This window comes from Nocardia nepalensis (genome assembly GCF_048910785.1).
GTDB lineage: Bacteria > Actinomycetota > Actinomycetes > Mycobacteriales > Mycobacteriaceae > Nocardia > Nocardia nepalensis.
This window is the reverse complement of record NZ_JBKBET010000008.1, coordinates 190,996-214,973: the sequence shown is the minus strand read 5'-3', so window position 1 is coordinate 214,973 and position 23,978 is coordinate 190,996. Positions and strand designations below refer to the sequence as shown.

Below are 23,978 nucleotides of genomic sequence, written 5' to 3'. Positions count from 1 at the left end.
TCGGCGCGACTGGCGAATGCGTTGCGCGGGTTGGGGATTGGTGTCGGTGATCGGGTCGGCACCTTCATGTGGAACAACAACGAGCATATGGTCGCCTATATCGCGGTGCCCGCGATGGGTGCGGTGCTGCACGCGCTCAACATTCGGCTTTTCCCTGAGCAACTGGTCTTTGTGGCCAACCATGCCCAGGACCAGGTGGTGATCGTCGATGGCACGCTGGTGCCGATGTTCGCCCAGTATCTGCCCAACCTGAAGACCGTCCGCCACGTCATCGTGGCCAACGGTGACGCCGCCGCGCTGGCGGCCCCTGAGGGTGTGCAGGTGCACTCCTACACCGAACTGCTCGCCACCCAGCCCGACACCTACGACTACCCGGTGATCGACGAACGATCCGCCGCCGCAATGTGTTACACCTCCGGTACCACCGGTGACCCCAAGGGTGTGGTGTATTCGCATCGCTCGAACTGGCTGCACGCCATGCAGGTGATCTCGCCGGGCAGCATGGGTTTCAGCGAGGCCGACTATGTGCTCGCGATCGTGCCGCTGTTCCACGCCAACGCTTGGGGCCTGCCCTATGCCGCGTTGATGTCGGGCGCGAATGTCCTGATGCCCGACCGCTTCCTGCAGCCCGGCCCGCTGCTGGAGATGATGGCTGCCCAGAAGCCGACCTTCGCCGCGGCGGTGCCGACCATCTGGGGCGGTGTGCTGGCCGGACTGGCCGCGAAACCGCAGGACATCTCCCACCTGCGTTCGGTGGTCGTCGGTGGTTCGGCGGTGCCGCCGTCGATGATGCGCACCTTCCAGGAAAAACACGGCGTGCGGATCCTGCACGCCTGGGGCATGACCGAGACCTCCCCGCTCGGCAGCGTCGCCCACCCGCCCGCCGGCGTGAGCGGTGAGGACGAGTGGGACTACCGCTTCACCCAGGGCCGCTTCCCCGCCAGCGTGCAGGCGCGTCTGGTCGGCGACGACGGCGCCGTGGTGCCCAATGACGGACAGTCCCTGGGCGAGTTGGAAGTTCGCGGTCCCTGGATCACCGGCTCCTACTACTCCCCGGACGGCGCGCAGATCGACCCCGACAAATTCGACAACGGCTGGTTACGCACCGGCGACGTCGGCAAGATCAGCCCCAGCGGCTACCTCACCCTGGTCGACCGCTCCAAGGACGTCATCAAGTCCGGCGGCGAATGGATCTCCTCGGTCGATCTGGAGAACGCGGTCATGGGCCATCCCGCCGTCGCCGAGGCCGCGGTCATCGGTGTGCCCGACGAGAAGTGGGACGAACGCCCCCTCGTCGCCATCGTGCTCACCGAGGGCGCCGAAACCAAACCCGAAGAACTACGCGAGTTCCTCGCCGACAAATTCGCCAAATGGCAACTGCCGGAACGATGGACCTTCATCGCCGAGGTCCCCAAAACCAGCGTCGGCAAATTCGACAAAAAGCGCCTACGCGCACAGTACGCCGACGGCGACCTCACCATCACCACGCTGTCCTGACCGAACGGCCCCGCGTCACCACTTCAACATCGGCAGTGGCGACGCGGGGTTGGCTCACCGTCAGTCCGGGACGCCGACCATCTCCAGTGCCTCCGGTACGGCGATCGGCTCGTAGTCGGGCGACGTGTCGCTCAAAACCTTGAGGGCGGTGTGGGCCAGGTGGCTGGCCATGAAGGCTTGCGCCGTGGTCTTGGCGCCCTCCTCCAGCGCGGACAGAATCTGCGCGTGCTCTTGATCGCCGGCCTTGTGCCAGCTGTTCGGCTCGCCACCCTGGTAGATCCGGATGTACCGGACGCACCGGTCGGCCAGCTGACGCAACTGCTTCTGCATGGTGTCGCTGGCGCCGCAGGTGATCGTGCGATGGAACGCCGAGTGGATGACGAACCAGCGCTCGGTCTCGCCGGCCTCCGCGGCTGCTCGCATGGCTGCCAACTGCTCAGCCGCCTGCTGTCGGGCGTCGGCGTCGAAGTTGCCCACAGTCATGGCCACGGCCAGCGACTCGAGCACCACTCGGCTCGCATAGATTTCGTCGAGCTCCCGAGGGTCGAGCATGGAGACGCGGGTGCGCTGGTTCGGTTCGATCTGGACCAGGCCCTCTTCTTGCAGCATCCGCAGCACCTCGCGCAGCGGCGTGCGGCTGATGCCGAGTTGCTCGGCCAGCGATACCTGCGAGAGCTTCGTCCCAGGTCGCAGCGTGCCGTCGAGAATCCGCTCGCGCAGATAGGCGTGTACGTGCGGGATCGCCTGACGTGCCTCGGGCAGCTCCACTTTGGTGATGTGCGGGACGAGCACTTTGCGACTCATGGCCATAGCTTAAGCGATGTGTATACATATTCCTTCTCTTCCGTGTGTCGGCCGAGTAAAGTGCATACAGTATTGAGGGTCGTGACGTCTGAGAAGCCGTCACCTCCGCGCACGAAAAACCCGTAAAGGATGTGACGAACGTGAGAACTATCGGGGTGATCGGCCTGGGCAAAATGGGCCTGCCGATCGCCGAGAACTTGCTGGGCCGCGGCTTCGACGTCGTCGGGTACCGGCGCAGCATCGAGTGTCCCGAGCTCGAGGCCGCGGGAGGCGCCATCGCGGCGTCACCGGCGGACCTGGCCGCCTCGTGCGAGGTCATTGTGTCGATCCTGCCGACCGCGCACGACGTCGAGCACGTCATCGGCGGGCCCGAGGGCACGCTGTCGACGATGCGCCCCGGGGCGGTCCACATCGAGATGAGCACGATCCCGGTCCCGCGCAAACTCGAGCTGATGCGGCAGATCGAGCACGTCGGTGCCACCATGCTCGACTGTCCGATCAGTGGTAGTCCCCGAATGGTCGGCGCGCGTCTGGCCACCGTCTTCGCCTCTGGAGCAGCGGAGGCGATCGATCGAGTGGCCGATGTCCTGGACGCCATCTCGGGGCCCTGGGTCAGAACCGGCGACTTCGGCACCGGCACGAACCTGAAGTACATCTCCTCCATGTTGGTGGCGACCCATACGGTCGCGGCCGCGGAAGCGATCGTGCTGGCCCGCCGCAACAACCTGGACCTGGACCTGGTCCAGCACACCCTGGAGACGTCCATCGCGGGCTCGGCGCTGTTCGCGCAGCGAGGTCCCCTCATGGCGCAGCGCTCATGGCTCCCCGCCCCCGGGCCCATCGCGACGTTGCACGAGATCCTCGACCAAGTCGAGGAGCACCTGCACGATCTCGGCGAGCGTCGGCCGGTGTTCGAGGCGGCCAAAGCGGTGTTCGACCAGGCCTTGGCCGATGGCTGGGGTGAGCTCGATATAGCCAGCGTGCACGACCAGATTTCCACCGAAGACGCTCTCGCGCGAGGAGTCAGTAAATGATCTACGTCACCCACCGCATCCCGGTCAACGAGCCGGGCGAGCCCATTCTCGATCGGACTGCGGTGTGGCAGGGACTGGTCATGAAAGCCAATAACGCGCTGCCCTTCGTGCCGGCCATGACGCACTGCGTGGTCACCGCACGCCTCGACGACGAGACTTTCGAGCGGGAGATCGAGTTGTTCGGTGACCGCTACTCCGAGCGGATCGCCCTGGAGCTCGAGCGGCGGGTGGTGTTCACGCGCCTCTCGGGTCCGGTCCTCGGCACGATCGTCAATGACATCGAGGAGGACGCGGGGGGCTTATTCCTGCGGTTCAGCTTCGCGCTGGTGCTCGGCGGCGCCCAGAGCGGTTCTCCCGAGGAGTCGGCGTACGCCAACGAGATGGCGAGCCAGTACGTAGCGGCCGTCGGCGCCACGCTCAACGCCATGCGTCGCGTGGCGCGCGGAGAAGCATCCGTCGCGTTGCCCGCGACCTGACTTCCCGTCGACCTACCCGTCGCCTGCAGGTGGCCCGGCTCAGCGAGCCGGGCCACCTGCCGCTTTGCGCAGCAGGTGCGCTCCCAGCCGGGGCAGCAACTCCGGCTTGACGGCCTGCCAGGAGCGGATCTCCGCTGCCGACAGGGGCGCTGCGGGTTCGCCCCGCATCTGGAGCCATACGGTGCATGCCGCCGCGAGCACCGACATGGTGGCCACTGCCGTGGCCGGATCGCTGCCCATCGCGATCGCACCGTTGCCACGCAGAATCATCGCGTCCGCCGACCCCATCGCCTCGGCGAGCCTGCGGCCTCGGTCGGCCTCGCGGACCAGCAGCGCGGACGGATACACCGGGATGGAGTCGCCGAGCCAGCACGCCTGACCATGTGTCGGGGCGAGGCGGTCGGTGCGCATGCCGACGGCCAGCGACGCCGCCGGCTGCGCACGAGCGATCGCTCCGGTCGCCGGGTAGCGCCGGTAGAGGGCCAGGTGGGCCCATGCCTCGGCCGGGCACCCTGGCGGCAGAGCCGTGGCGGTCAACGGAACGCGGAGGCAGTCCGCAGCCGCGACGGTCTCCAAATCGGCCGCAGGGGTGATGACCATGTGGTCGACGTCCCTGGCGGACACGTGACCGAACGCGTCGACGAGCCCCAACGCGGCCAAGGCTCGCGCCGCGTCGGCAACTTGGATATCGGGGGCCTGACTGGTGGGGGAGCACACAAGAGGTAACTGTATGCACTCATGGGCGGCGGCACCACGCTGGAAGCAAAAGTCGGCAGCCGTGCCGAGAACTCGTTCCGCTAGGTGAAATCCGTGAGCATCCGACGTGACCGGCATCTCTATCGCGAGTCAAGGTGTATGCACTTCTACTCGAAGGGATTCACCATGACCAGCGCTTTGACCGCCGCAGCCTTCCAGGCGGTCGACACTCTCGACGCCGAGGGCTTTGCCGAGCTTTTCTCGCCCGACGGCAAGGTCACCTTCGGCAATGTCCCCACTCTGGAAGGCCGCGATGCGGTCGAGGCGGGCTGCGCCGGCTTCTTCGGCACGATCGATGGGATGCACCACGACATCGTCAACGAGTGGGTCGTGGGCAAGGACACGATCGTCGAACTCACTGTCACATACACGCGTAAGGATGGTCGGAAGGTCTCGATCCCGGTGGTGTCGATCTGGACCGTCGACGACAGCGGCCTGATCGACGAATACCGGGTCTTCTTCGACTTGGCGCCGGTGTTCGCATGACCAGGCGCAACGCGACAGGACGCGTCGCGGTCGTCACCGGAGGCGCTGCCGGCATCGGGCAGGCGTTCGCCGAGCGCCTGCCCGAGGAGGGACATGCGGTTGCCGTCGCCGACGTCGGCCCCGCGGACGAGACCCTGCGCCGGATCGAGAAGGCGGGCGGGCAGGGGTTCACCGCCCATTGCGACTCGCCCGAGTCCGTGCGCGCATTCGCCGCCGAGGTCGAGGTCGAGCTCGGGCAAGTGGACGTCTTGGTGAACAATGCGGGCGTCTATCCGGCCGCCGCCTTCATAGGGATGAACTGGGCGGAATGGCAGCGGGTGCGAACAGCCACCACCGAGAGCGGCCCCGCAGCGCAATCGCGAGGGTTCGCCCAACTCGGGCTGGGCACGGGCGCTTTCTGGGATCTCATCGCGGCGATGGGCGGGCCACGTCGGACGCCGAATGCAGCGTCGGCACAGGACTGACTGGGGCGAGGCCCGGTGTCAGGTGAGGTTCTCCGCGATCACGGTCGCGGTCGCCCTGACGTCGGGCACAAGATCGACGAGATGCCGGCGGCTCGAGCTCAACGACGGACACGCCAACACGACCGCGGCGATGACCTTGCCCGACCGGGTTGTGACCGGGACGCCGACGGCGTTCACGCACTGCTCGGCTTCCTCGAAGCTGAGTGCATACCCCTTCCGGCGGATGACACCCAGCTCACGACGTAGCGCGACAAGATCACGCATCGAGCCATCGCGCATACGGACCTGGCGGTTGGGGTATAGCGCGACCAGTTCGGCGTCCGGAAGCTGGGCCAGGAGTACCTTGCCACCCGAAGTGGTGTGCGCGGGCAGTAGGAGCCCGACCCGACTGCCGACTCGGAGCGCGCGGTTGCTCTCCACGCCGTCGATGAAGCGGCAGCCGTTGCCCTGCAACGTCACCAGAAAAGTTGTGTTGCCTACCTTGCGCGATAGCGCCGCCAGATAGGGGTGGGCCAGGACTCCCAGGTCGTGCGGCGGCTCGGCGCCCGACAGCAACTGCGCAAGGCGAGGTCCCGGCAGGTAGCCGCGTTTGCGGTCCTGTTCAGCGAACTCGTGTCGCTTGAGGGTGGATAACAGCCGGTGTGCGGTAGGGGGCGTCACCGACAGCAGCTCGGCGGCATCGGCCACTCGCAACCGGCCGTGCTCGCGCAGAGCAACGAGGAGTGTGAGGACGTTCTCGGCGGAAGAGACCGATTCGTGCGACGGCATTGTCGCCGTGGTCACGACGCCACCATTTTGTTCTCCAGTCGGCCGATGCCGTCGATCTCGGTGACCACCAGGTCGCCGACGTGCAGGAAGGTCTTGCGGGGCATGCCCACCCCGGCCGGCGTACCGGTCAGGATGACGTCACCTGGCTCGAGTGTCAGAACGCGGCTTGCGGCGGCGATCAGCCGTGGCACCGTGATCACCATGTCGGCGGTGGATGCTTCCTGTTTGATCTCTCCGTTGACGGTCAGCCGAAGTGTGAGGTCATGCGGGTCGCCGATCTGCCAGCCGGGGACGATTCCAGGCCCCAACGGGCACGATCCGTCGAATGCCTTGTGCTGGAGCCAGTCCCAGCCGAATGGCGGGAGGACCGCATCCTTCCTCGGGAACCGTCCGCGTGCGGACAGGTCGTTGGCGACGGTGTAGCCCGCGACGTGCTCGAGGGCTGTTCGCTCGTCGATATCGCGCCCGCCCGAGCCGATGACTACGGCCAGCTCGGCCTCCCAGTCCACGTCTGCGTTATCCGGCAGCCGCACGTCGTCGTGCGCACTCACCACTGTCGTCGTCGGTGGCTTGAGGAAGAAGAACGGCTCGCCGTCGGGGTCCGGGCGCTGTGTGCCCATCTCCTGCGCGTGTCCGTAATAGTTCGCCCCGGCGCAGAGGATCTTGCGGGGGTAGGTGAGTGGGGCGACCAGATCGGCGTCCGGCGCGACCTCGAGCGCCGAGAGCTGGAGATTCTGGAGCAGTGGCGTGAACTCCTCCCACCGGTCGACGACTTCCAGGAGGGTGCGACCGGACAGCGACTGCGGCGCTCGACTGATTTTGCCGTCCGCGAGCACGCCGATGCTCGGCTCGACTCGGTTGTTCTCGACGAATTGGACGAGACACCAGCGCTGCGACGACATGGAAACCCCTTAAAATCGGTGAGTTCCCTAAAGTGCACACACTTTCGCGGGCGTTGTCAAGCTCGCTCGGTCGGCGCGGGCCCGGCTATTCCGGAGGCCGAAATTTGCTGGGCAGTCACTTCTTCTCCTGACGTGCGAGACGAGAATTGTCCACATGCCTGTCGTCGGAATGGAGTAGAAGTCATGCGCGTCAAGGGTCTGCACTACGGGCTGCAGGCGCCCTCCCTGTAAGTGACCAAATACTGGTGGCCTGCTGATCGAGGGGTATGAAGTGCCTGATTCCACAAGGCGTGCCGAGCCGGATCCGGACACAGTGCTGGGCAAGGTGATGTCAGTGCTGCGCGCGTTCACGGTCGAGGACCACGGGGTCGGTTTCGCCGAGTTGCAACGGCGTACGCGGCTACCGAAGGCAACGCTGCACCGCATACTGGGCGATCTCGAGTCGACGCGCCTGCTGGATCGGGTCGGCGGTGCCTATCATCTGGGCGGTCACCTTTTCGAACTCGGCATGCGGGCCTCGGTCGAGCGAGGCCTGATCGAGGTGGCCACACCCTTCCTCGAGGACCTCTACGAACGCACCCATGAGTTGGTGCACCTGGGACTCCTGGAAAGCCACGAGGTGGTGTACGTCGCGAAGATAGGTGGCCACCGGCAGGTGCGCTCGCCTTCGCAACTGGGCGGCCGAATGCCCTTGCACGCCACCGCCATCGGCAAGGCGCTGCTGGCCCATGCTCCCGCGGACGTGCGGCAGGCGGTCCTTGCGAAACCGCTGCCGCGACTGGCGCCGCGGACGATCACCGCACGAGGGACGCTCCGGAAACAGCTCGACAACGTGGTCGAGAGCGGGATCGCCTTCGAGTTCGAGGAGTCCGCGATAGGAATCGTGTGCGTCGCCGCGCCGGTGCTCGACGCCGATGAGCGGGTGCTCGCGGCAGTCAGCGTCACCGGTCCGGTAACTCGTTTCCGCCCGCAGCAACACGCGGCGGCGGTGCGCGCCGCCGCGAACGGCATCGCAGCGACCCTGGCGCGGCGCGATGCACTCCGGAAGCGTGCTTGACCTCGTCGCCACTTTGCAATTTCACGGTATATTGAAATATGTTTCAGCAGGTGCTGAAACAGCATCAGCCGGCGATCACGCGCTCATGAAACGGTAAAGGGGGACGGCGGGACATGGCGGCACGAGCAGGAAGAGGTCCGCGTGGGGAACGTGGCGCGCAGGCGGACCGCATCCTGACGGCGGCCCGCAAGTCCTTCGCCGAGCGGGGCTACAACGGGACCTCATTGCGGTCGGTGGCGCAGGCCGCCGATGTGGATCCCACCCTGGTGAACTACTACTTCTCCAACAAGACGGGACTGCTGAAGGCGGCGCTGGAGCCGCCGGCTGCCTTCGGTGAGCGCATTGCCGAGGCCGCCCAGGTACCGCTGGAGGAGCGCGGGCGAGCCTTCGTGGCGGCGGCGCTGCACATGTGGGACGACCCTGCCACCGCAGAGGTCTTGCGCTCGATCATCCTCGCGGCGAGTCACGAGCCCTTCGCCATGGAGCGCCTCCGCTCCGTCTTCTCCGCGCTCGTCCTGCAGATCGTGTCGGCGAGCCTTCCCCACGACGAGGCCGAGTTACGTGCAAATCTCGTCTCCACGCAGATCGTGGGCCTGGCGATGACACGTTATGTCTGGGGGATCGACCGCATCGCCGACATCCCCTCAGAGCAGGTCATCCGCCTGATCGCGCCGACTGTGCAGCACTACCTCACGGGCGCCCTGGGCGGGGACATCCCGGCCAACGACTGACCGCAAGCGACTGCCCGGGGCGGCCATCGCTCGCCAGCCCGCCTATTTTCCAGCGAAGGCCGCCGGTCGCCAGTACACCCTTCCCGGGATGACCTGCGAGAACGAGCGCCTTCCCGGTCCGCGACCCTCGGCTCCCCTCGGACATTCACGGCCCCGACGCGTACGACAGGTCACCGCGCTCGCGATGGTCCCACCCTGGAGGTCCGGCGCCATCTCAACGGCAAACGCCTGGTAGGCAGCGACCGCCCACCACCAGACGCACCATATTTTCACGGACTATGGAAATTAACCTTGCCTGCAGCGAGTCGGCGCGCGTACGGTGAGGGCAGTTAATTTCAGTACACGTGGAAATGAAGGTGCAATGGCGCAATTCAAGGCCGCTGGAGTGGAGCCCGGTCAACGTCAGCTCAACGGACCGCAGACGACCGGTCGTCAGTACCGCAACCTGTCCCCGGCCCTGCATGGGACCACCCGCGAGGACAACGTGCCCGTCCCGGTGCGCGACGGCACCCAACTCTTGGCCGACATCCACCGGCCCGACGCGGAGGGCAGATTCCCCGCCCTCCTCGCGGCGGCCCCCTATCCACGCCAGGTCCAGGACCTGGGCGCCCCAGCGGCCGTCATCGAGGCCGGCACCAGCGACTTCTGGGTGCCGCGCGGCTACGCCCATGTCATCGCCAACCTCCGGGGCACGGTCGGCTCCGGCGGCACCTACACCTTCTTCGACGAGCAGGAGCGCAAGGACCTGTTCGACCTGGTCGAGTGGGTCGCCGGGCAGCCCTGGTGCGACGGGAACGTGGGCATGATCGGCATCAGCTACTACGCCATGAGCCAGTTGGAGGCAGCCACCCAGCGCCCGCCACACCTCAAGGCCCTGTTCCCCTTCAACGTCACGGTCCAGGTCCGGGAAGCCGCCTACCACAACGGCCTGCTGAGCGAGTCCTTCATTACCCCCTGGATCCATGCCCTGGGCGTCATGTCCGCCCACGGCGACCGCCTCTACCGCAAGGGCCTGTCCCGTCTGCTGCGCCGGATCCTGGCCATCCCCGCCGTCCACCGGCGGTTCACCCAGATCGACGGCGTCCAGGCAAACCGCGGCCTGCGGCTGGTCAGCCGCTTCCGCCACGACGCCCACCCATGGAACGACCTGCTCGAAGCAATGGCCACCGAGCACCCCACCCGGGATACGTGGTGGGACGAGCGTGACCTGACCGGACTCCTCGCCGACGTCGACATACCCGTTTACCTCGGCGGGGAGTGGTCCAACGTCCCCCTCCACCTGACCGGCCTCTTCGAAGCCCGCGACGCCCTCGCCCACAACCCGCACGTGCGCATGGCCATGCTCGGGGAGCACAGCCTGCCCTGGCCATGGGAAAGCATGCACATCGAGGCCCTGGCCTGGTTCGACCACTGGCTCAAGGGCCGGGACACCGGCATTCTCGAAGGCCCCGCCATCCGCTACTGGTTGCCCGGGGCCGAACAGTGGCGCACCGCCGACTCCTGGCCCCCGCCGGCCACCCACACCGCTCTGGCCCTTAACGCCGACGGCTCCCTTACGGCCGGTGAGCGGCCGGGGGAGCGCAGCTACGCCACCGACGGCGCCAACGCAATGCCCGCACAGCTGAGTTGGACCAGCGACCCTCTTCCCGGCGACATCGACATGGTCGGCCACCCCGAACTACGGCTCACCGCCACCAGCAGCGCGACCGACACGGCATGGATCCTGCTCCTGCAAGACGTCGGCCCGGACGGCGAGGCCACCGACATCACCCAGGGCTGGCTGCGCGCCGGCATGCGCCACGTCGACGAGGATGCGAGTGAGACGGGCCGGCCTGTCCTCCCGGCGCGGGCGCGGATCCCAATTCCGCCGGGCGAACCGGTCGACTACCGCATCCCGCTGGTCGCCAACGCCCGCCGGTTCCAGCGCGGGCACCGCATCCGGCTGATCCTCACCAGTGACGACAATCGCAAGGACTTCCGGCCCATGCTGCTGTTCAGTCACGCCCCCATCGGCATGGCGGGCGTCAACACAGTGCACTCCAGCTCACGACTGCTGCTTCCGATCCTGGACGGGCGAATGAACAAAGTGCCCCCTGACCACGACGACCCGGCGGTGCCGTTCGTCTCGATCACCCCTCCCGGTGAGCCCCCGGCCGAAACCGGCGTGGCCCCACACACCCCTGTTCGCCGCGGCGCACCTGCCCAGGCATGACCGTCCCAACCTCTGAGCGGAGTCCCTGATGACCACTACCTCCACCCGCCAGGCCAGCCCGAGCGTGCTGCGTTATGCATTCGCGATCGGCGCCGCCGTCCTGGTCACAGCCCTGCTGTGGGCCGCAGCCTATAGCCTCGGCATCGAACTTCGCGTTGATCCGCGCAACGGACAGCCGGTCCAGGTGGTCGGCCTGCCCATCGTCGCCGGCAGCACACTCGTCGTCTCCCTGCTCGCCTCAGCGACGCGGAAGTGGCTGGACCGGTTCACCGACCGGGCCCCGACCGCCTGGACCCGACTGGGCCTCACCGTGTTGCTGGTGTCGCTCGCGCCCCTGACGTACGTCCAGGCATCTGGCAGCGCCAAAGCCATGCTCGCCCTGATGCACCTGGCAGTCGCCGCCGTACTCGTGCCGCTCCTGGCCCGCGGAAGCGATCGGCCCGGAACGCAGCAATATGCCGAATTCAACGAATCGATCCGTTGAAAGTGTGGAGCGTGATCCGGCGGCCCGCCGTACGACCGAAGTAATGCAATGCAATGCCATGTGACAGTCCAATTCCCGGGTTGGCCGCCTATGCACTACCAGGCCGACTCCGTAGCAGCGCACACTTTTGCGAAGGCTGTGTATGAAATGGGACTGGCAACAATTCAAATCGATCAGGATATGCGCGAATCATTGCAGCCCATGCCTTATCAGCGGCTCTGGCGATGAACACGACTGATACCGCCTGCTGCAGACTGTCCATTCCACACCCCGGGCTGCAGCACGTACAGTTTCGGCCCCCGACGGCAGCTCGCTGTTGTCGGGGCCAACCGGCGATGACCTCGACCGCGCAGGTCGGGCCGGTCATGCGCATATAACCGAAAAGTCGAGACATGGTGCCGGTTGCGCGGAGTAGCCTACGGTTCCATGAGCGCATGCGAGGTTTGCGGAAACGATTACGCTATGCCGATCGTCGTCGAGGCTCAGGGAATGCGGCATGTCTTCGACTGCTTCGAATGTGCGATCCACCGTATGGCACCCATCTGCGAGCACTGCAACTGCAAGATCATCGGCCACGGTGTGGAGGCAGATGGTCGATTCTTCTGCTGCGTGCATTGCGCGGTGTCCGAGGGTGCCAGAGGTTTGGTCGACCACGTGTGAGAACGGTGTCGTCGAAGGCCCTGTCCGACACACCGGCCGGACATTATCGATCTCCCTCCGGCTGCGACTCGTCAGGAACCTGCCTCGACTGACGGGAGACCCGCATTCTTGTCATCACCGACTCCGGTGACGAATGCGGCGATCTCGGCGAGCGCGTGCTGCGCTTCGGGGATCGGAAACAGCGGCCAGACGTGCAGCATGCCCGGATACTCGTGCCAGCTCAACGGAAAGCCCGACTGGGCGGCCTTGCGCCGCAGCCGATGAGCGTCGGCATTGAGGATTTCGCGGGTTCCGGTGAAGACCGCGATGGGCGGCAGGCCCGCCAGCGTCCCGAACAGCGGGCTGACCATCGGATCGTGCAGGTCGACGTCGCCGGCGAACATGCGGGTCAGCACCCGCAGCCCACGGGCGGGAACGATCGGGTCGATCCGGTCGAGTTCGGCGATCGCCGGATCGCTGCCGGTCGCGTCCAACAGCGGTGAGAGCAGTACCAGCCGAGCCGGTCGGGGGAGTCCGTTGGCGCGGGCCTGCATCGCCAGCGACAGCGCCAGGTTGCCGCCGGAGGAATCGCCCATGAGGATCAGGTTTTTGTCGGATGCCTGGTCGGCATACCGGGACAACAGCCAGGCGAAGGTTTCGCGGGCGGTGTGCTCGGGCGCCAGCGGATACATCGGCACGGTGACCGAGCAGTCCAGCAGGTCGACCAGTTTCGCGATCATGCCCCAGTGTGGGTCGGTGATCGGGCGCGCCCAGCCACCTCCGTGCAGGTAGAGCACCTGTCGTCGGGGTTGGCCGGTGCGCGGGCCGACGGTGTAGACGTCGAACCCGTCGAACATTTCCTCCCGAAAGGACAGCCGCGCCCGCAGTTGGGCCGATGGTGTGGCCGGACCATTCTTCCGGTCCGCGGCGATGGAGCGCTGAATGCGTTCGGCTCCGTCGAGGGCACGGCGGACGCGCAGCATCCGCACCGCGAATGACAGCAGATGAGCTCTGGCGCTGGGCATTTCGATCGCCTCCTGGACAGTTGGGGCAGCGTCGGACGACTGGACCGGCGTCACGACACCGTTGTCACGAACTTCCCAAAGTGTACGAAACGGTTTCGTACACTTCAACTTGAAGTGTACGAAACAGTACCGTACACTTCGTGGCATGGTTCGAGGACAACCGCGAGTCGACGCCATCCTGGATGCCACGCTCGACCTGCTCGCCGAGCACGGTTACGCCGCGCTCACCATGGATGCGGTGGCCGCCCGCGCGAATGCCAGCAAGGCCACCATCTATCGCCGCTGGCGCGGCAAGGCCGACCTGGTCAAGGCCGCCCTGGACGCCTACGACGCGCAGCAGAACGCCGAGATTCCGGACACCGGCAGCCTGCGCGGTGATCTGGTCGCGGTACTGGAAACGCTGTGCGCCAAGTCATCCGAGCAATACCTGTCCATGATCGGAGAGCTGGTCGCGGCCATGCGCCACGATGCCGAGCTGGCGGCCGCACTGCGCGCCCACATCGACAACGAGGAACTGTCTCCGTTCCATGACGCGCTACACCGCGCGATCGACCGCGGCGAGCTGCCCGCGCACACCGATACCGAACTCATCCACGACGTGGCAGAGGCAATGATCATGCGCCAGATGCAGATCGGCGCCGCGTTCGACGAGGCCTTCACCAATCGTCTCGTCGACGACGTCCTGCTCGTCCTGCTCCATCGCGAAGGAACCGCATCATGACCGTCTTGATCGTCGGCGCCGGGCCGACCGGACTCACCCTGGCCTGCGACCTGGCCCGCAATGGCGTGCCCTGCCGGATCGTCGACAAGGCCGCCGGGGTGTTTCCCGGCTCTCGCGCCAAGGGCCTGCAACCGCGCACCCTCGAGGTCTTCGACGACCTCGGCGTGATCGAGGCCGTGCTGGTCGGCGGCGAGCCGTTCCCGAAATTCCGCCTCTACCAGGGCAGCGAGGTGGTATGGGAGCGCGGCGTCGCCGAAATGCTGGGCATCCCAGCACTTTCGGCATCCGCGGCGGTGCCGTATCCGGACACGTGGCTGATTCCGCAATGGCGGACCGAGGAGATCCTGCACGACCGGCTGCTCGAACTCGGCGGGCGGGTCGAATGGAATACCGAGATCCTCGGTGTCACACAGGATTCCACCGGTGTCACCGCACAGACCGCGCACGGCGATCTGACCGCCGACTATCTGGTCGCCGCGGACGGTGGGCACAGCACCGTCCGCAAAGCGCTCGATATCGGATTCGAGGGTGACGCGTTCGAAACCGAACGCACCCTTATCGGCGATGTCCGCGCCGACGGCCTGGACGGCCGGTTCTGCCACATCCTCACCGGCAATGGCGATGTGGGCCAGCGTTTCTCACTCTGGAATCTGCCGGACAGCGACTACTACCAGTTCGTCGCGTCCATGCCCGCCGACGAGGTGCCCGAACTCACCCTTGACGCGGTGCGGCAGCTGTGCCTGGATCGGTCCGGCCGCACCGACATTCACCTGCACGACCTGCGCTGGATCTCGCTGTACCGAGTGAACGTGCGCATGGTCGACAACTATCGGGTGGGCCGCGTACTGCTGGCCGGCGATGCCGCCCACGTGCATTCGTCGGCGGGCGGACAGGGCTTGAACACCGGCGTGCAGGACGCCTACAACCTGGGCTGGAAGCTGGCCGCCGTGTACGCCGGGGCCGACCCGGACCTGCTGGACACCTATGCGGCCGAACGGATGCCGGTCGCCGCGAACGTACTCGGACTCAGTACCGCGCTGCACCGCCAGGACTTCCGCGGCGGCACGGGCTCGGCCATTCACCAGCTCGACATCAGCTACCGCCACGGTCCGCTCGCGGTCGACGACCGCACCGAGCCGAACACATTGCGTGCCGGTGACCGAGCGCCTGACGGTGTATCACTCTCGGGTGCAAGGCTTTTCGACGCCTTCCGCGGACCGCACTCCACGATGCTGGCCTTCGGCGCACCGGCGCTGGATCTCGGCGTTCCGGTGCTGCCGATGGCGGCCTGCGACGGCTACGACGTGGCGGACGGCACCTACGTACTCGTCCGGCCCGATGGGCACATCGGCGCGATCAGCGAATCCGGCGAGGTCATCGCGAAATACCTCGCCCGCTGAACCCGAATCGGCGGCCAGTGTTCATCGAGGTTCGATCGAAAGCCTGTGGCGGAATAGGTTTTTGGGGTCCCACTCGGCTTTGACGCGCTGGAGCCGCGCGTAGTTGTCTCCGTAGTAGAGGGCGTGCCAGGGTGCGGTCGACGTATTCCATACGGGGTCCGCGAGGTCAGGATCCGGGTAGTTGATGTAGCTGCCGCCGTTTCGGTCGTCGGGGACCGGGGCTGCGCCGGTGTCGGCGTAGATATTTCCGTAGGTGGTTCGTGCCCAGGAGATGAACCGGTCGTCGTCGCTGGGATCTCGCCAGGTGGCATGGATGAGCATCTTCATGAATGAATCTCGGGCGGGCATGGCGGTGGCGCCGGGTGCGGTGGCGTTGATCGCACCGCCGAATGGTGCGAACTCCACGAAGGATTCACCGTTCACGGTCAGGCCGACGAGCGCGCGGTAGAGGATTCGTAGCTGCTCGGGTGAATACGGTTGGCGCAGCATGGCGGCCTTGATCTTCACCCGAGCCGGGTTTGTCGGCGGCGCGTAATACTGCTCGATGCTGTCGGCATAGCTGAGCCGGGTGGGTGGCAGCAATACGGGTGCGGACCTGACCCCGTCGGTGACCGTGGCGAGGAATTCGTCGAGTTGGGAATCGGCGTCGCGCGCCTCTCCGTAGGAGAAGATCAGCAGGTCGGCGAAGCCTTCGATGAGTGGCCGAAAGATGAGCCGCGCGTACAACCCGGCGAATCGGTTCGCGGGTTCGCGATATCGGGCGTGGAAGTCGAGGTAGTTGCCGAGAAACCGCACGAAGGATTCCTCGGTGACCATCGGCATTGGCAGCAACAGCCGCCCGACGAGCACACTGTCGGGCCGGCGTGGGAGCGCAAGCGTCGGATCGGTCCCGTCGGAATCCGGTGAGCGCAACAGAAATCGGGACACCACGCCGAAATTGCCGCCTCCGCCACCGGTGTTAGCCCACCACAGATCCCGATGCGGGCCATCTTTCGTCGCGACTACCAGCGAGGACTCTCCCCGCGCGTCGACTGTGACGATCTCCACCCCGTACAAGTGGTCGGCGACCAGCCCGTACTGCCTCGACAGAGGTCCGTAGCCCCCGCCACTGATATGGCCGCCCACACCGACGGCTCGGCATATGCCGCCGGGAATTGTCACACCCCACCGGGACAGCCCCCGGTAGACGGAGTCCAGATCCGCGCCCGCACCGATCGAGAACGCGTTGTGCTGCTCGTCCCAACCGACAGTGTTCAGCCGCTGTAGATCGATCAGACTTCGTGTGTCGGCACCGTCGACGAAATCGTCGAAGCAGTGCCCACCCGAGCGGATCGCGATCCGCAGATCATCCCGCACCGACCGCGCCACCGCCTCCTGCAACTCGCCAGTGTCCGAAGGGATGTGAATCCGCTTCGGCTGCGCCACGAAGCGCCGGTTATATCCCCGTAGGGTCAGCCGCTGATAGTCCAGCTCACCGGGCGCCACCGCATGCGGTTCGGCGTGCGCCGCGAACCCACCGGTCGCACTCGCGGCAGCGCCCAACGTGGCCGCTGCCATAAACCCTCGACGTGACAACGACATCCGATATTCTCCAAGGAACCTTGTTCAATGTGAAAACCCCGGCGGGATCCGCACGTGCAGCCACTGCCGCACGACCCGGATCCGCACCGGTGTCGCGACCAGAGCATTCGCGTGGCACTACAGGTAATCGAAAGTGCGCAGCCGCAAGGACCCTCGGATACGGCCCGCCAGCACTCCGGTGTGCAGCATCCACAGTCCGGATGGCACCCATCTGCGCATGAATACGAAAGCTGGGTTACAGAACAGCACGACCGCGACAGTTACCAATGTCGCGCGCAATGGATATGGCGGGCAGCCGTTCGGTCGATGTTTCGCGTATACGTCGACTTGAGTGCGGCCATAGCCGACGGACTGATGCCATGTCTCCCGCAGTGTCGGCCGCAGCCGATAAGCCACCATGGCGCCCGGTGCGTGCCCGAGCGTCATGCCGGCTTCCTGAATCGTCCACGATATGTCGAGGTCGTCACCGCAGAGCATGGCCTCGTCGAATCCACCAACCTTCTCGAAGGTGGTCCGCCACATGCTTATGTTGTTGCCGTGGGCCCAGTACAAATAATGTGAGGGGAAGCGTCCCTCCGGTGGCGGCGATGGTCGCCATTTGGCCACCTTCGGGCTGTTCAAGGAGACGACCTCGATCGGACCGCCGACCGCGTCGTAGTTCGCGGCAGCCTCGACCAGTGCGCTCAGCCATCCCGGATGGACCCGATCGTCCTGATCGGTGAAAGCCAGGAAATCGCCATCTGCGGCTGCGGCACCGACATTGCGGGCGTGCGGCGCACCAGCGCCATCGGAACTGTCGACACGGCGCAAACGCAGCCGCTCGGCCAGCGGGTGTCCCTCGAGATGCTCAGGCAAACCATCGGTGGAGCCGTTGTCGCTGAGGATCACCTCGAATGGCTCCGAATAGTCCTGCGCGGCAAGACCTTCCAGTTGTTCGTCGAGCAACGGGAGAGCATTGAACACAGGAATGATCACCGAAACCAGCCCGGGCTTCCTCACCGGCACGAGTTCGGACTCCGACACTCGATCCCTCCTGATCTTGATCAAGGGCCGGTCAAACGCTGTCGAGTCAGCCGCCTCGAAAATTACCACCTCCCCATCGCTGAGAAGATCAACGCGGGATGCGGTATGCGGCGGGATGACCGGTTCATCGCCGGAAGGCAGCCGGTCGACCACGCGCTGATGCGCCGCTTCACCACCCTCGGGTGTTACCGGCGCAACCAACGCGGCACGGCGGGCGCACGTCCGAGTAGATGCGCGCCCGCCGCGGTCCGATCTACGAGCTCGGCGCCGCTGGTTGCCACGTCGAGCCGATCGCCGCGATGGTCAGGGCTGCCATCCATGCCATGGCGTCGGCGGGATGAGAGCATTCGGTCGGCGTCGGCGCCTATGGAACATCAGACGGCCTGCCGCAGACCCACCATGGGGAAGTCGACCGGGACTGCGAGGGCGACGTTGATGTAATTGGTGAACAGGTTCAGCGCGACCTGCCCGATGACCTCGACGATGTGCTCATTGCTCCAGCCCCGGTCCCGCAGAGCCTGCACGTCCTCTGCCGTGACCTGGCCGCGCTCTTCCACCAGCTTCAGCGCGAAGCCCAGGATTGCCGCTGTCCGAGGGTCATCGGACTGGCCCGTCTGCGCGGCTTCCAACGCCGCACGGCTCACCCCGGCCTTGCGTCCGAGAGCGGTATGCGCGGCCAGACAGTACTCGCAGGAGTTTCGGTTGGCGACGGCCACGGCGATCTGCTCGCTGAGCGCCGGCCCGAGGGAACCGCCGCCGAAAGCACCGAACGAAGCCCAAGCCTCGCCCGCGCACTCGTCGCCATCCACGAGTCGCCTGGGCGGCCCTGGACGCTCGCCACGATGGCGCGCGAAGCGCGCATGTCCCGCAGTTCCTTCGCCGCCCGGTTCAAGGAGATGGTGGGGCAGCCCCCCGCCGAGTACCTGACCGGGTGGCGGATCACGGTCGCCCAGGACCGGCTTCGCGCCGGCGCCTCAGTTGCCCGCACGGCCGCGGAACTCGGGTACGCCACCCCTCCGGCGTTCTCGCGGGCGTTCACGCAAAGAGTGGGATGCTCACCACGCGCATGGTTGGCGACTGCCCGCTGAGTCAGCCGCAGGCATGAACCCTGCCCCTCGGCACCGCATATCTCATTGCCGTGCCAACCTGACCAGCGGCTCGGGCATCGACAGATCTTCCATGCCGCACACGGAGTGGAGCAGCGTATTTCATGGTTGGAAGATGCGAAGCCGGTCCGACGACGGGCGTCGCGAGGTCGGTTCCCGGCCCGTGTTTGGCGAGTTCCGGCGGTGCACTCTATGATCGACGCGATGATGATTCCTTGTGATCGCAGATTGGGGGTCCCGTTCGTCAAAGGTGAGTGCTGATGCTCACTGCGAAGACGAATGCGGATGATTCCCGCCCTTCCTTCTGGCCGCGCGTGCGTGAATTTGCCGTGCCGCCCTCCATGATCGAGACCGCTACCGCTCGGCGTCGCGCCGGGGATTGGGCCGGGGCCTGTGCGGCCGCCGGTTTCGATGTCGATATCGATTTACGTTCTATGGCAAGGGCTTACGGCCGCGAGTTGGCGGCCGAGATCCGGTCCGATCTCCGGCATTTGGCCCCGGATCTGCTGCGCTGGCACCTGCCGAGGGTCGCTCCGGATGGTCTGCTCCGGCCGGGATTGACCATCACGCTCGCTCGTTACCCTTGTGGCAGAGCCGGTTTCGTGCATCTGGTGGTCCGTACCGCGCCGGCTTGGGCGGATGCCGGGCAGCGGGTCGGCCTCGCGCTGTGGGATGGGCCCGGCACCGCAACCGGCTTGCATCCGCATCCCCGGCCGGACCGGCGTTTCCGGATGGACCTGCACCGTCACCTCTGGGATGCGCGCAGGGCCGATGAGCTGAGGGTACGGTCTGGAGCCGAACCGGGCGCCGACCGCGCGGCGCTGGACCCGGCTCTGCTCGAAATGGTGCCGCCCGATCGCGGCTACGCCGTTGATCGCTGGGGCGCCGAGGCGCGAATCCTGCTCGATTCCGAAGGGCGGCAGGAGAATACGTTCCTGGTGCGGTTAGGTGCCCGGCAACGGGTGATTGCCGAACTGGGGCCTGCTGGCTTGCGGATCGCGGCGGCATATCCGGCCGGAGCTGTCTCCGCGCTTCCGGTGCTGCCCGACGCCGCGATCTGGCGACCACCCGACCTGGAACTGCTTCGCACCGGCGTGATCTCGCTCGATCGACTGCATCCGCTGGTCGCCGCGGCGCTGGTGCCGGATTATTCGCCGAGCGAATCCGTCTGGGGGCTAATCCCAGCGGAGCGAACACACCTGGTCGAATGCGGCGGGGAGCAACATCGAATCGGCTTGGTCGACGGTGCGCTGTCCGCGCTGGACCACGACCCGGGCGAGATCCGGCGCGAGGAAATCCTGGCCGCCTTGACCGGCACCCCGCTGCCCTGTCTGCAGGCCATCGATCAGGCACATCGTCAACCGGACTGCCTCACCGGCGTTCGCGAACGTCTCGCACATGGCGATGTCGCCGGCGCAATCTGCGTCGTCGAAGGCCTGCTCGGACCGGAAGCGATCCTGCGCGAGGGCACTCTCCGGGACGAACTGACAGCCACCGCGCAACAGCGAATCACCTACGGGCTCTATCGATCCGGCCTGTCCGAATCGCAACTCGCCCCCAGCTACCCCGGCGCTCGTCGTCCCCGAGATCGCCGGGCGCACCCGCGCAACGCGACGAGCTACTAACCCTGCCAGAGCAGTGCGCTCCGGCGCGAGGCGACTGCTTCCGATCTTGCGACTACTGCGCACAGCCGCGCGGCACGACCGCCTAACAGTCCGCGACTACTTCGCACCGTAATCCTCCTACAACACAAGGTGATTCATATGTCTGCTTCTTTCACGGCCTCCGCTACTCACACCTCTGCGAATCACGCTTCCCAGCTCGATATCGCCGCTGATCTGCTGACACTGCTCGGCGAGGCCACCACCGAACCGCGCCCCAACACCCAACTGGAGGCCCTCACTCTGGCGGTGGCCGCTGACCTGCCGGTGCTGCTGTGGGGTGAGCCGGGAATCGGTAAGACCGCGGCCCTGACCCAGCTCGCCGAAAACTTGGATCTTCCGCTGACCACGGTGATCGCGAGCGTGCATGAGCCGTCGGACTTTTCGGGTCTGCCGATCATCGGCGACGACCCGTCGGAGCACGGTGTTCCGATGGCGCCACCGGACTGGGCGGTGCGATTGGTCCGGGCGGGCCGGGGGCTGCTGTTCCTCGACGAGCTGTCCACCGCGCCGCCCGCCGTGCAGGCTGCCCTGCTGCGGCTCGTGCTGGAGCGGCGGATCGGCGCACTGAAGCTGCCGCCCGGCGTCCGGATCGTGGCGGCAGCAAATCCGCGCTCGTCGGCGGCCGATGGCTGGGAGCTGAGCCCGCCGCTGGCTAATCGGTTCGTGCACCTGCAATGGGTGCACGATCACGATGTGGTCGTGCGGGGTCTCGGCGGCACCTGGCCGCGCGCGACACTGCCGCAGCTCGACCCGGAAAAGCTCACGGAGGCAGTGGCATTCGCGCGTCGCGCGGTGTGCGTGCTGCTCGCGGCGCGCCCGAAGCTCGTGCATCAGATGCCGAGCAGTGAAGCGCGCCGGGGTGGCGCCTGGGCTTCGCCGCGCAGTTGGGAGATGACGCTGCGGCTGATCGCATTCGCCACCGCCGCGGGGTCTTCCAGGGATGTGCTGTCGCTGTTGGTCCGGGGCGCGGTCGGGGATGGCCCGGGTTTCGAGCTGCTGACCAGCCTGGACCGGATGGACCTCCCGGACCCCGAGACGCTGCTGGCCGATCCGGCGGGCGCGGAGCTGCCCGAGCGCGGGGATCTGCGCCAAGCCGCGCTCGACGGTGTGGTCGCGGCGGTGCGTAAGCGCCCGGAGCGATCCCGCTGGGATGCGGCGTGGGTGCTGCTGGTCAGGGCGATCGAAACCGGCGCGCCGGATCTGGTGGTCGTCCCCGCGACCACGCTCGCCGCACTGCGCCAGGGCAATTGGGAGGTGCCGACATCGATCGAGAAGCTGGCGGGCGTGGTATCGGTATCGCAGCGCGCGGACCGCGCCGCCGAACTCGTGCGGGCGGGCCGATGACGACGCCGGCCGCGGTTCAGAAACTGGATCTGGAAAAGCTCTTCGCCGCCCGGCTGTACGCCGTCCGAGTCCGGCCTTACCTGGCAACCGCCCTTTTCGCTCTGCACATGGTCGAATCGCGGCGCGTCCCGACCATGGGTGTGGACCGGTACTGGCGCTGTTACGTTTCGCCCGCGTTCGTGGACAGCATGCCCGTCGAGGAATTGGCCGGGGTCTTGGTGCACGAGGTCTCGCACCTGCTGCGCGACCATCATGGCCGCAGTGAGCGCTTCGCCCGCGAGCACGAGCTGAGCGGCCCTGGGGAACGGCTGCGCATGAATATCGCCGCAGATTTCGAGATCAACGACGACATCTTCGGCGACGGACTCCTCCGCCCGGAGGGCGCGATCCTGCCCGCTGACATCGACTTGCCCGCAGGCAAACTCATGGAGGAGTACCTCCGGGAGTTCCGATTCGGAACCTACACGCCGGGCATGGCGTGGCTCGATTGCGGCAGCGGCGCCGACGGCCTGGAACGCGAATGGGAGCTGGGGCCGCTCGGCGCGGACGGCCTCAGCGAACAGGAACGCGACGGCGTGCGCTTCCGGGTGGCGCAGGGCATCATCGGCCGCCCGGGCAACGTGCCCGAAGGATGGCGGCGCTGGGCGCAGGAAGCATTCCATCCACCGCAGCCGTGGCGCGACCTGCTCGGCGCGGCAATACGCTCGGCCGTCTCCGCGCCCGGGGTCGGCGAGGACTACACCTATGGCCGGCCCGCGCGACGCTCGGCCGGTGTGCCCGGTGTCATCCTGCCGAGCTTGCAGCGCACGCCACCTCGTGTCAGCGTGATCATCGATACCTCCGGTTCGGTCAGCGACGCCGAACTCGGCAGCGCCCTACTCGAAGTGACCGCCATCTGCCGCGCGGCGGGCGGCCGCCGCGACATGGTCACCGTGGTGTCCTGCGATGCGGCCGCCCGGATCGCGCACCCGCTGTGCGCGGCCGAGGGCATACCGCTGGTGGGCGGTGGTGGAACCGACCTACGCACAGGCTTCGCCAAAGCCCTTCGCGCCCAACCCCGCCCGGACGTCGTCGTGGTCCTCACCGACGGTCAGACGCCCTGGCCCGAGACCAAGCCGTCCTGCCGCACAGTCGTGGGCCTGTTCCGCCGAGCCCCTTCGTGGAGCGAACGCGATCCCGATTACGTTCCGGACAGACCACCGGACTGGGCGCGAGTCGTCGAAATCGGCTAGCTCACCGCGCGAAGCGGAGGTTCGGCTGCAGAGACCCCGAAACTCCCGGCGCATCGCTCGAGGGACATCGCGCGGCGTGTCGGGATGGTGCACATCGCACTGTCGGTCTTCTTCTCGCCACGGAATTGCGATTTCACATCGAGTCCTGCAACGGTCAGGCTGTCCTGGGGGATCCCGCACCCCACCGGAGGCCTTCGTAGTCGTGGGCGTGCTGGTGCTACTGGTCAACGAGGGCTCGGTAAGCATCGTTGTCGGCAGTGCCGACGGAGCTTGTTGGGCAACAGCTTTCGCGATCGCTTCGGTACCGGTGCGCAAATCCGCTCGCAGGTCCAGCGAGTCGATGACGGGGAATGTCTCGGGGACTCCCGACCAGTCCTTGCCCCATGTCGCGACAGTCACGATCAGATTGTTGATGCTGAATAGCACGCTGACCCGCGGCGGATCACCCTTCTCCGCACAGGTCAGATCCTGACTGGTGTCCGTGACTCGACGATTGGCGTCCTGCGATTCGGCAGCGGAATCGTAGGCCTCGCCCGCGAACGCCTTGATACCGCCGCCACGACTTCCGGAAC

General features: G+C 66.5%; 24 protein-coding genes. 16 read left to right on the top strand and 8 right to left on the bottom strand.

Features of this window, described 5'->3' with window-relative positions; genetic code table 11:
• On the top strand, positions 1–1,497 hold a 1,497-nt coding region (locus tag ACHQ4I_RS08380; RefSeq protein ID WP_420771118.1), incomplete at its 5' end, for a long-chain fatty acid--CoA ligase.
• Positions 1,498–1,557: 60 nt separating this feature from the next.
• Here ACHQ4I_RS08380 and ACHQ4I_RS08375 read toward each other — a convergent pair.
• Positions 1,558–2,265: a GntR family transcriptional regulator gene (locus tag ACHQ4I_RS08375; RefSeq protein WP_420771117.1), complete on the bottom strand. Its 708-nt coding sequence runs from the start codon at positions 2,263–2,265 to the stop codon at positions 1,558–1,560.
• 176 nt (positions 2,266–2,441) lie between these two features.
• Between ACHQ4I_RS08375 and ACHQ4I_RS08370 the strand changes: the two genes are divergently transcribed.
• Positions 2,442–3,335 (top strand): NAD(P)-dependent oxidoreductase, encoded by an 894-nt coding sequence (locus ACHQ4I_RS08370; protein ID WP_420771116.1) that lies wholly within the window; start codon positions 2,442–2,444, stop codon positions 3,333–3,335.
• Positions 3,332–3,811, top strand: a complete 480-nt coding sequence (locus ACHQ4I_RS08365) for an SRPBCC family protein (RefSeq protein ID WP_420771115.1) — start codon at positions 3,332–3,334, stop codon at positions 3,809–3,811. The genes ACHQ4I_RS08370 and ACHQ4I_RS08365 overlap by 4 nt, the downstream gene beginning before the upstream one ends.
• Before the next feature lie 39 nt (positions 3,812–3,850).
• Here the strand turns inward: ACHQ4I_RS08365 and ACHQ4I_RS08360 are convergent, their stop codons facing one another.
• A complete protein-coding gene (locus ACHQ4I_RS08360) occupies positions 3,851–4,528 on the bottom strand; it encodes a class II aldolase/adducin family protein (protein WP_420771114.1) in 678 nt (225 codons plus the stop codon).
• 177 nt (positions 4,529–4,705) lie between these two features.
• On the opposite strand from ACHQ4I_RS08360, the gene ACHQ4I_RS08355 reads away from it, so the two are divergent.
• Both ACHQ4I_RS08355 and ACHQ4I_RS08350 read left to right on the top strand, forming a co-directional pair.
• Entirely contained in the window at positions 4,706–5,053 is a 348-nt protein-coding gene (locus ACHQ4I_RS08355; protein WP_420771113.1) for a nuclear transport factor 2 family protein, read from the top strand.
• Positions 5,050–5,517 carry an SDR family NAD(P)-dependent oxidoreductase gene (locus ACHQ4I_RS08350; RefSeq protein WP_420771112.1) on the top strand — a complete coding sequence of 156 codons (468 nt, stop codon included), beginning with the start codon at positions 5,050–5,052 and terminating at the stop codon, positions 5,515–5,517. Before ACHQ4I_RS08355 ends, ACHQ4I_RS08350 begins: the two co-directional genes overlap by 4 nt.
• 18 nt (positions 5,518–5,535) lie before the next feature.
• On the opposite strand, the gene ACHQ4I_RS08345 is transcribed toward ACHQ4I_RS08350, so the two are convergent.
• Positions 5,536–6,300, bottom strand: coding sequence for an IclR family transcriptional regulator (locus ACHQ4I_RS08345; protein ID WP_420771111.1), 765 nt, complete (start codon positions 6,298–6,300; stop codon positions 5,536–5,538).
• Positions 6,297–7,187, bottom strand: a complete 891-nt coding sequence (locus ACHQ4I_RS08340; RefSeq protein ID WP_420771110.1) for a fumarylacetoacetate hydrolase family protein — start codon at positions 7,185–7,187, stop codon at positions 6,297–6,299. The genes ACHQ4I_RS08345 and ACHQ4I_RS08340 overlap by 4 nt, the downstream gene beginning before the upstream one ends.
• 328 nt (positions 7,188–7,515) lie before the next feature.
• On the opposite strand from ACHQ4I_RS08340, the gene ACHQ4I_RS08335 reads away from it, so the two are divergent.
• From ACHQ4I_RS08335 to ACHQ4I_RS08315, 5 genes are all read left to right on the top strand, one after another.
• Positions 7,516–8,244: an IclR family transcriptional regulator gene (locus ACHQ4I_RS08335; RefSeq protein ID WP_420771125.1), complete on the top strand. Its 729-nt coding sequence runs from the start codon at positions 7,516–7,518 to the stop codon at positions 8,242–8,244.
• A 113-nt stretch (positions 8,245–8,357) separates the two neighbouring features.
• Positions 8,358–8,975, top strand: coding sequence for a TetR/AcrR family transcriptional regulator (locus tag ACHQ4I_RS08330; RefSeq protein ID WP_420771109.1), 618 nt, complete (start codon positions 8,358–8,360; stop codon positions 8,973–8,975).
• Positions 8,976–9,336: 361 nt separating this feature from the next.
• Positions 9,337–11,187, top strand: coding sequence for a CocE/NonD family hydrolase (locus ACHQ4I_RS08325; protein ID WP_420771108.1), 1,851 nt, complete (start codon positions 9,337–9,339; stop codon positions 11,185–11,187).
• A 28-nt stretch (positions 11,188–11,215) separates the two neighbouring features.
• Positions 11,216–11,671, top strand: coding sequence for a DUF6069 family protein (locus ACHQ4I_RS08320; RefSeq protein WP_420771107.1), 456 nt, complete (start codon positions 11,216–11,218; stop codon positions 11,669–11,671).
• Between the two features lie 462 nt (positions 11,672–12,133).
• On the top strand, positions 12,134–12,331 hold the full coding sequence (locus ACHQ4I_RS08315) for a hypothetical protein (RefSeq protein ID WP_420771106.1): 198 nt from the start codon (positions 12,134–12,136) through the stop codon (positions 12,329–12,331).
• A gap of 71 nt (positions 12,332–12,402) precedes the next feature.
• Here ACHQ4I_RS08315 and ACHQ4I_RS08310 read toward each other — a convergent pair whose 3' ends face one another.
• The gene (locus ACHQ4I_RS08310) at positions 12,403–13,335 is read right to left on the bottom strand and encodes an alpha/beta hydrolase (protein ID WP_420771105.1); all 933 of its coding nucleotides are present in this window, start codon (positions 13,333–13,335) and stop codon (positions 12,403–12,405) included.
• Positions 13,336–13,480: 145 nt separating this feature from the next.
• Here ACHQ4I_RS08310 and ACHQ4I_RS08305 point away from each other — a divergent pair, with 145 nt between their 5' ends.
• Positions 13,481–14,056: a TetR/AcrR family transcriptional regulator gene (locus tag ACHQ4I_RS08305; protein ID WP_420771104.1), complete on the top strand. Its 576-nt coding sequence runs from the start codon at positions 13,481–13,483 to the stop codon at positions 14,054–14,056.
• Complete coding sequence (locus ACHQ4I_RS08300; protein ID WP_420771103.1) at positions 14,053–15,456, top strand: FAD-dependent monooxygenase; 1,404 nt, start codon at positions 14,053–14,055, stop codon at positions 15,454–15,456. The genes ACHQ4I_RS08305 and ACHQ4I_RS08300 overlap by 4 nt, the downstream gene beginning before the upstream one ends.
• 21 nt (positions 15,457–15,477) lie before the next feature.
• Here ACHQ4I_RS08300 and ACHQ4I_RS08295 read toward each other — a convergent pair whose 3' ends face one another.
• From ACHQ4I_RS08295 to ACHQ4I_RS08285, 3 genes are all read right to left on the bottom strand, one after another.
• Positions 15,478–17,013 (bottom strand): FAD-binding oxidoreductase, encoded by a 1,536-nt coding sequence (locus ACHQ4I_RS08295; RefSeq protein ID WP_420771102.1) that lies wholly within the window; start codon positions 17,011–17,013, stop codon positions 15,478–15,480.
• Between the two features lie 141 nt (positions 17,014–17,154).
• Positions 17,155–18,060, bottom strand: a complete 906-nt coding sequence (locus tag ACHQ4I_RS08290) for a glycosyltransferase family 2 protein (RefSeq protein WP_420771101.1) — start codon at positions 18,058–18,060, stop codon at positions 17,155–17,157.
• Positions 18,061–18,434: 374 nt separating this feature from the next.
• Positions 18,435–18,869: a carboxymuconolactone decarboxylase family protein gene (locus tag ACHQ4I_RS08285; RefSeq protein ID WP_420771100.1), complete on the bottom strand. Its 435-nt coding sequence runs from the start codon at positions 18,867–18,869 to the stop codon at positions 18,435–18,437.
• Between the two features lie 33 nt (positions 18,870–18,902).
• On the opposite strand from ACHQ4I_RS08285, the gene ACHQ4I_RS08280 reads away from it, so the two are divergent.
• From ACHQ4I_RS08280 to ACHQ4I_RS08265, 4 genes are all read left to right on the top strand, one after another.
• Positions 18,903–19,148, top strand: a complete 246-nt coding sequence (locus tag ACHQ4I_RS08280) for a helix-turn-helix domain-containing protein (protein ID WP_420771099.1) — start codon at positions 18,903–18,905, stop codon at positions 19,146–19,148.
• A 278-nt stretch (positions 19,149–19,426) separates the two neighbouring features.
• On the top strand, positions 19,427–20,791 hold the full coding sequence (locus ACHQ4I_RS08275; protein ID WP_476445386.1) for a hypothetical protein: 1,365 nt from the start codon (positions 19,427–19,429) through the stop codon (positions 20,789–20,791).
• Between the two features lie 138 nt (positions 20,792–20,929).
• On the top strand, positions 20,930–22,174 hold the full coding sequence (locus ACHQ4I_RS08270; protein ID WP_420771097.1) for an AAA family ATPase: 1,245 nt from the start codon (positions 20,930–20,932) through the stop codon (positions 22,172–22,174).
• Positions 22,171–23,406, top strand: coding sequence for a vWA domain-containing protein (locus ACHQ4I_RS08265; protein ID WP_420771096.1), 1,236 nt, complete (start codon positions 22,171–22,173; stop codon positions 23,404–23,406). The genes ACHQ4I_RS08270 and ACHQ4I_RS08265 overlap by 4 nt, the downstream gene beginning before the upstream one ends.
• The last annotated feature ends 572 nt before the right edge of the window (positions 23,407–23,978 follow it).

Bases quoted from the DNA above. Each gene is read 5' to 3' on its own strand.
- ACHQ4I_RS08365 (WP_420771115.1), top strand. From the start codon at position 3,332: ATGATCTACGTCACCCACCGCATCCCGGTCAACGAGCCGGGCGAGCCC.
- ACHQ4I_RS08350 (WP_420771112.1), top strand. From the start codon at position 5,050: ATGACCAGGCGCAACGCGACAGGACGCGTCGCGGTCGTCACCGGAGGC.
- ACHQ4I_RS08340 (WP_420771110.1), bottom strand. From the start codon at position 7,187: ATGTCGTCGCAGCGCTGGTGTCTCGTCCAATTCGTCGAGAACAACCGA.
- ACHQ4I_RS08335 (WP_420771125.1), top strand. From the start codon at position 7,516: ATGTCAGTGCTGCGCGCGTTCACGGTCGAGGACCACGGGGTCGGTTTC.
- ACHQ4I_RS08330 (WP_420771109.1), top strand. From the start codon at position 8,358: ATGGCGGCACGAGCAGGAAGAGGTCCGCGTGGGGAACGTGGCGCGCAG.
- ACHQ4I_RS08325 (WP_420771108.1), top strand. From the start codon at position 9,337: ATGGCGCAATTCAAGGCCGCTGGAGTGGAGCCCGGTCAACGTCAGCTC.
- ACHQ4I_RS08320 (WP_420771107.1), top strand. From the start codon at position 11,216: ATGACCACTACCTCCACCCGCCAGGCCAGCCCGAGCGTGCTGCGTTAT.
- ACHQ4I_RS08315 (WP_420771106.1), top strand. From the start codon at position 12,134: ATGCCGATCGTCGTCGAGGCTCAGGGAATGCGGCATGTCTTCGACTGC.
- ACHQ4I_RS08310 (WP_420771105.1), bottom strand. From the start codon at position 13,335: ATGCCCAGCGCCAGAGCTCATCTGCTGTCATTCGCGGTGCGGATGCTG.
- ACHQ4I_RS08305 (WP_420771104.1), top strand. From the start codon at position 13,481: ATGGTTCGAGGACAACCGCGAGTCGACGCCATCCTGGATGCCACGCTC.
- ACHQ4I_RS08300 (WP_420771103.1), top strand. From the start codon at position 14,053: ATGACCGTCTTGATCGTCGGCGCCGGGCCGACCGGACTCACCCTGGCC.
- ACHQ4I_RS08295 (WP_420771102.1), bottom strand. From the start codon at position 17,013: ATGGCAGCGGCCACGTTGGGCGCTGCCGCGAGTGCGACCGGTGGGTTC.
- ACHQ4I_RS08280 (WP_420771099.1), top strand. From the start codon at position 18,903: ATGGCGCGCGAAGCGCGCATGTCCCGCAGTTCCTTCGCCGCCCGGTTC.
- ACHQ4I_RS08275 (WP_476445386.1), top strand. From the start codon at position 19,427: ATGCTCACTGCGAAGACGAATGCGGATGATTCCCGCCCTTCCTTCTGG.
- ACHQ4I_RS08270 (WP_420771097.1), top strand. From the start codon at position 20,930: ATGTCTGCTTCTTTCACGGCCTCCGCTACTCACACCTCTGCGAATCAC.
- ACHQ4I_RS08265 (WP_420771096.1), top strand. From the start codon at position 22,171: ATGACGACGCCGGCCGCGGTTCAGAAACTGGATCTGGAAAAGCTCTTC.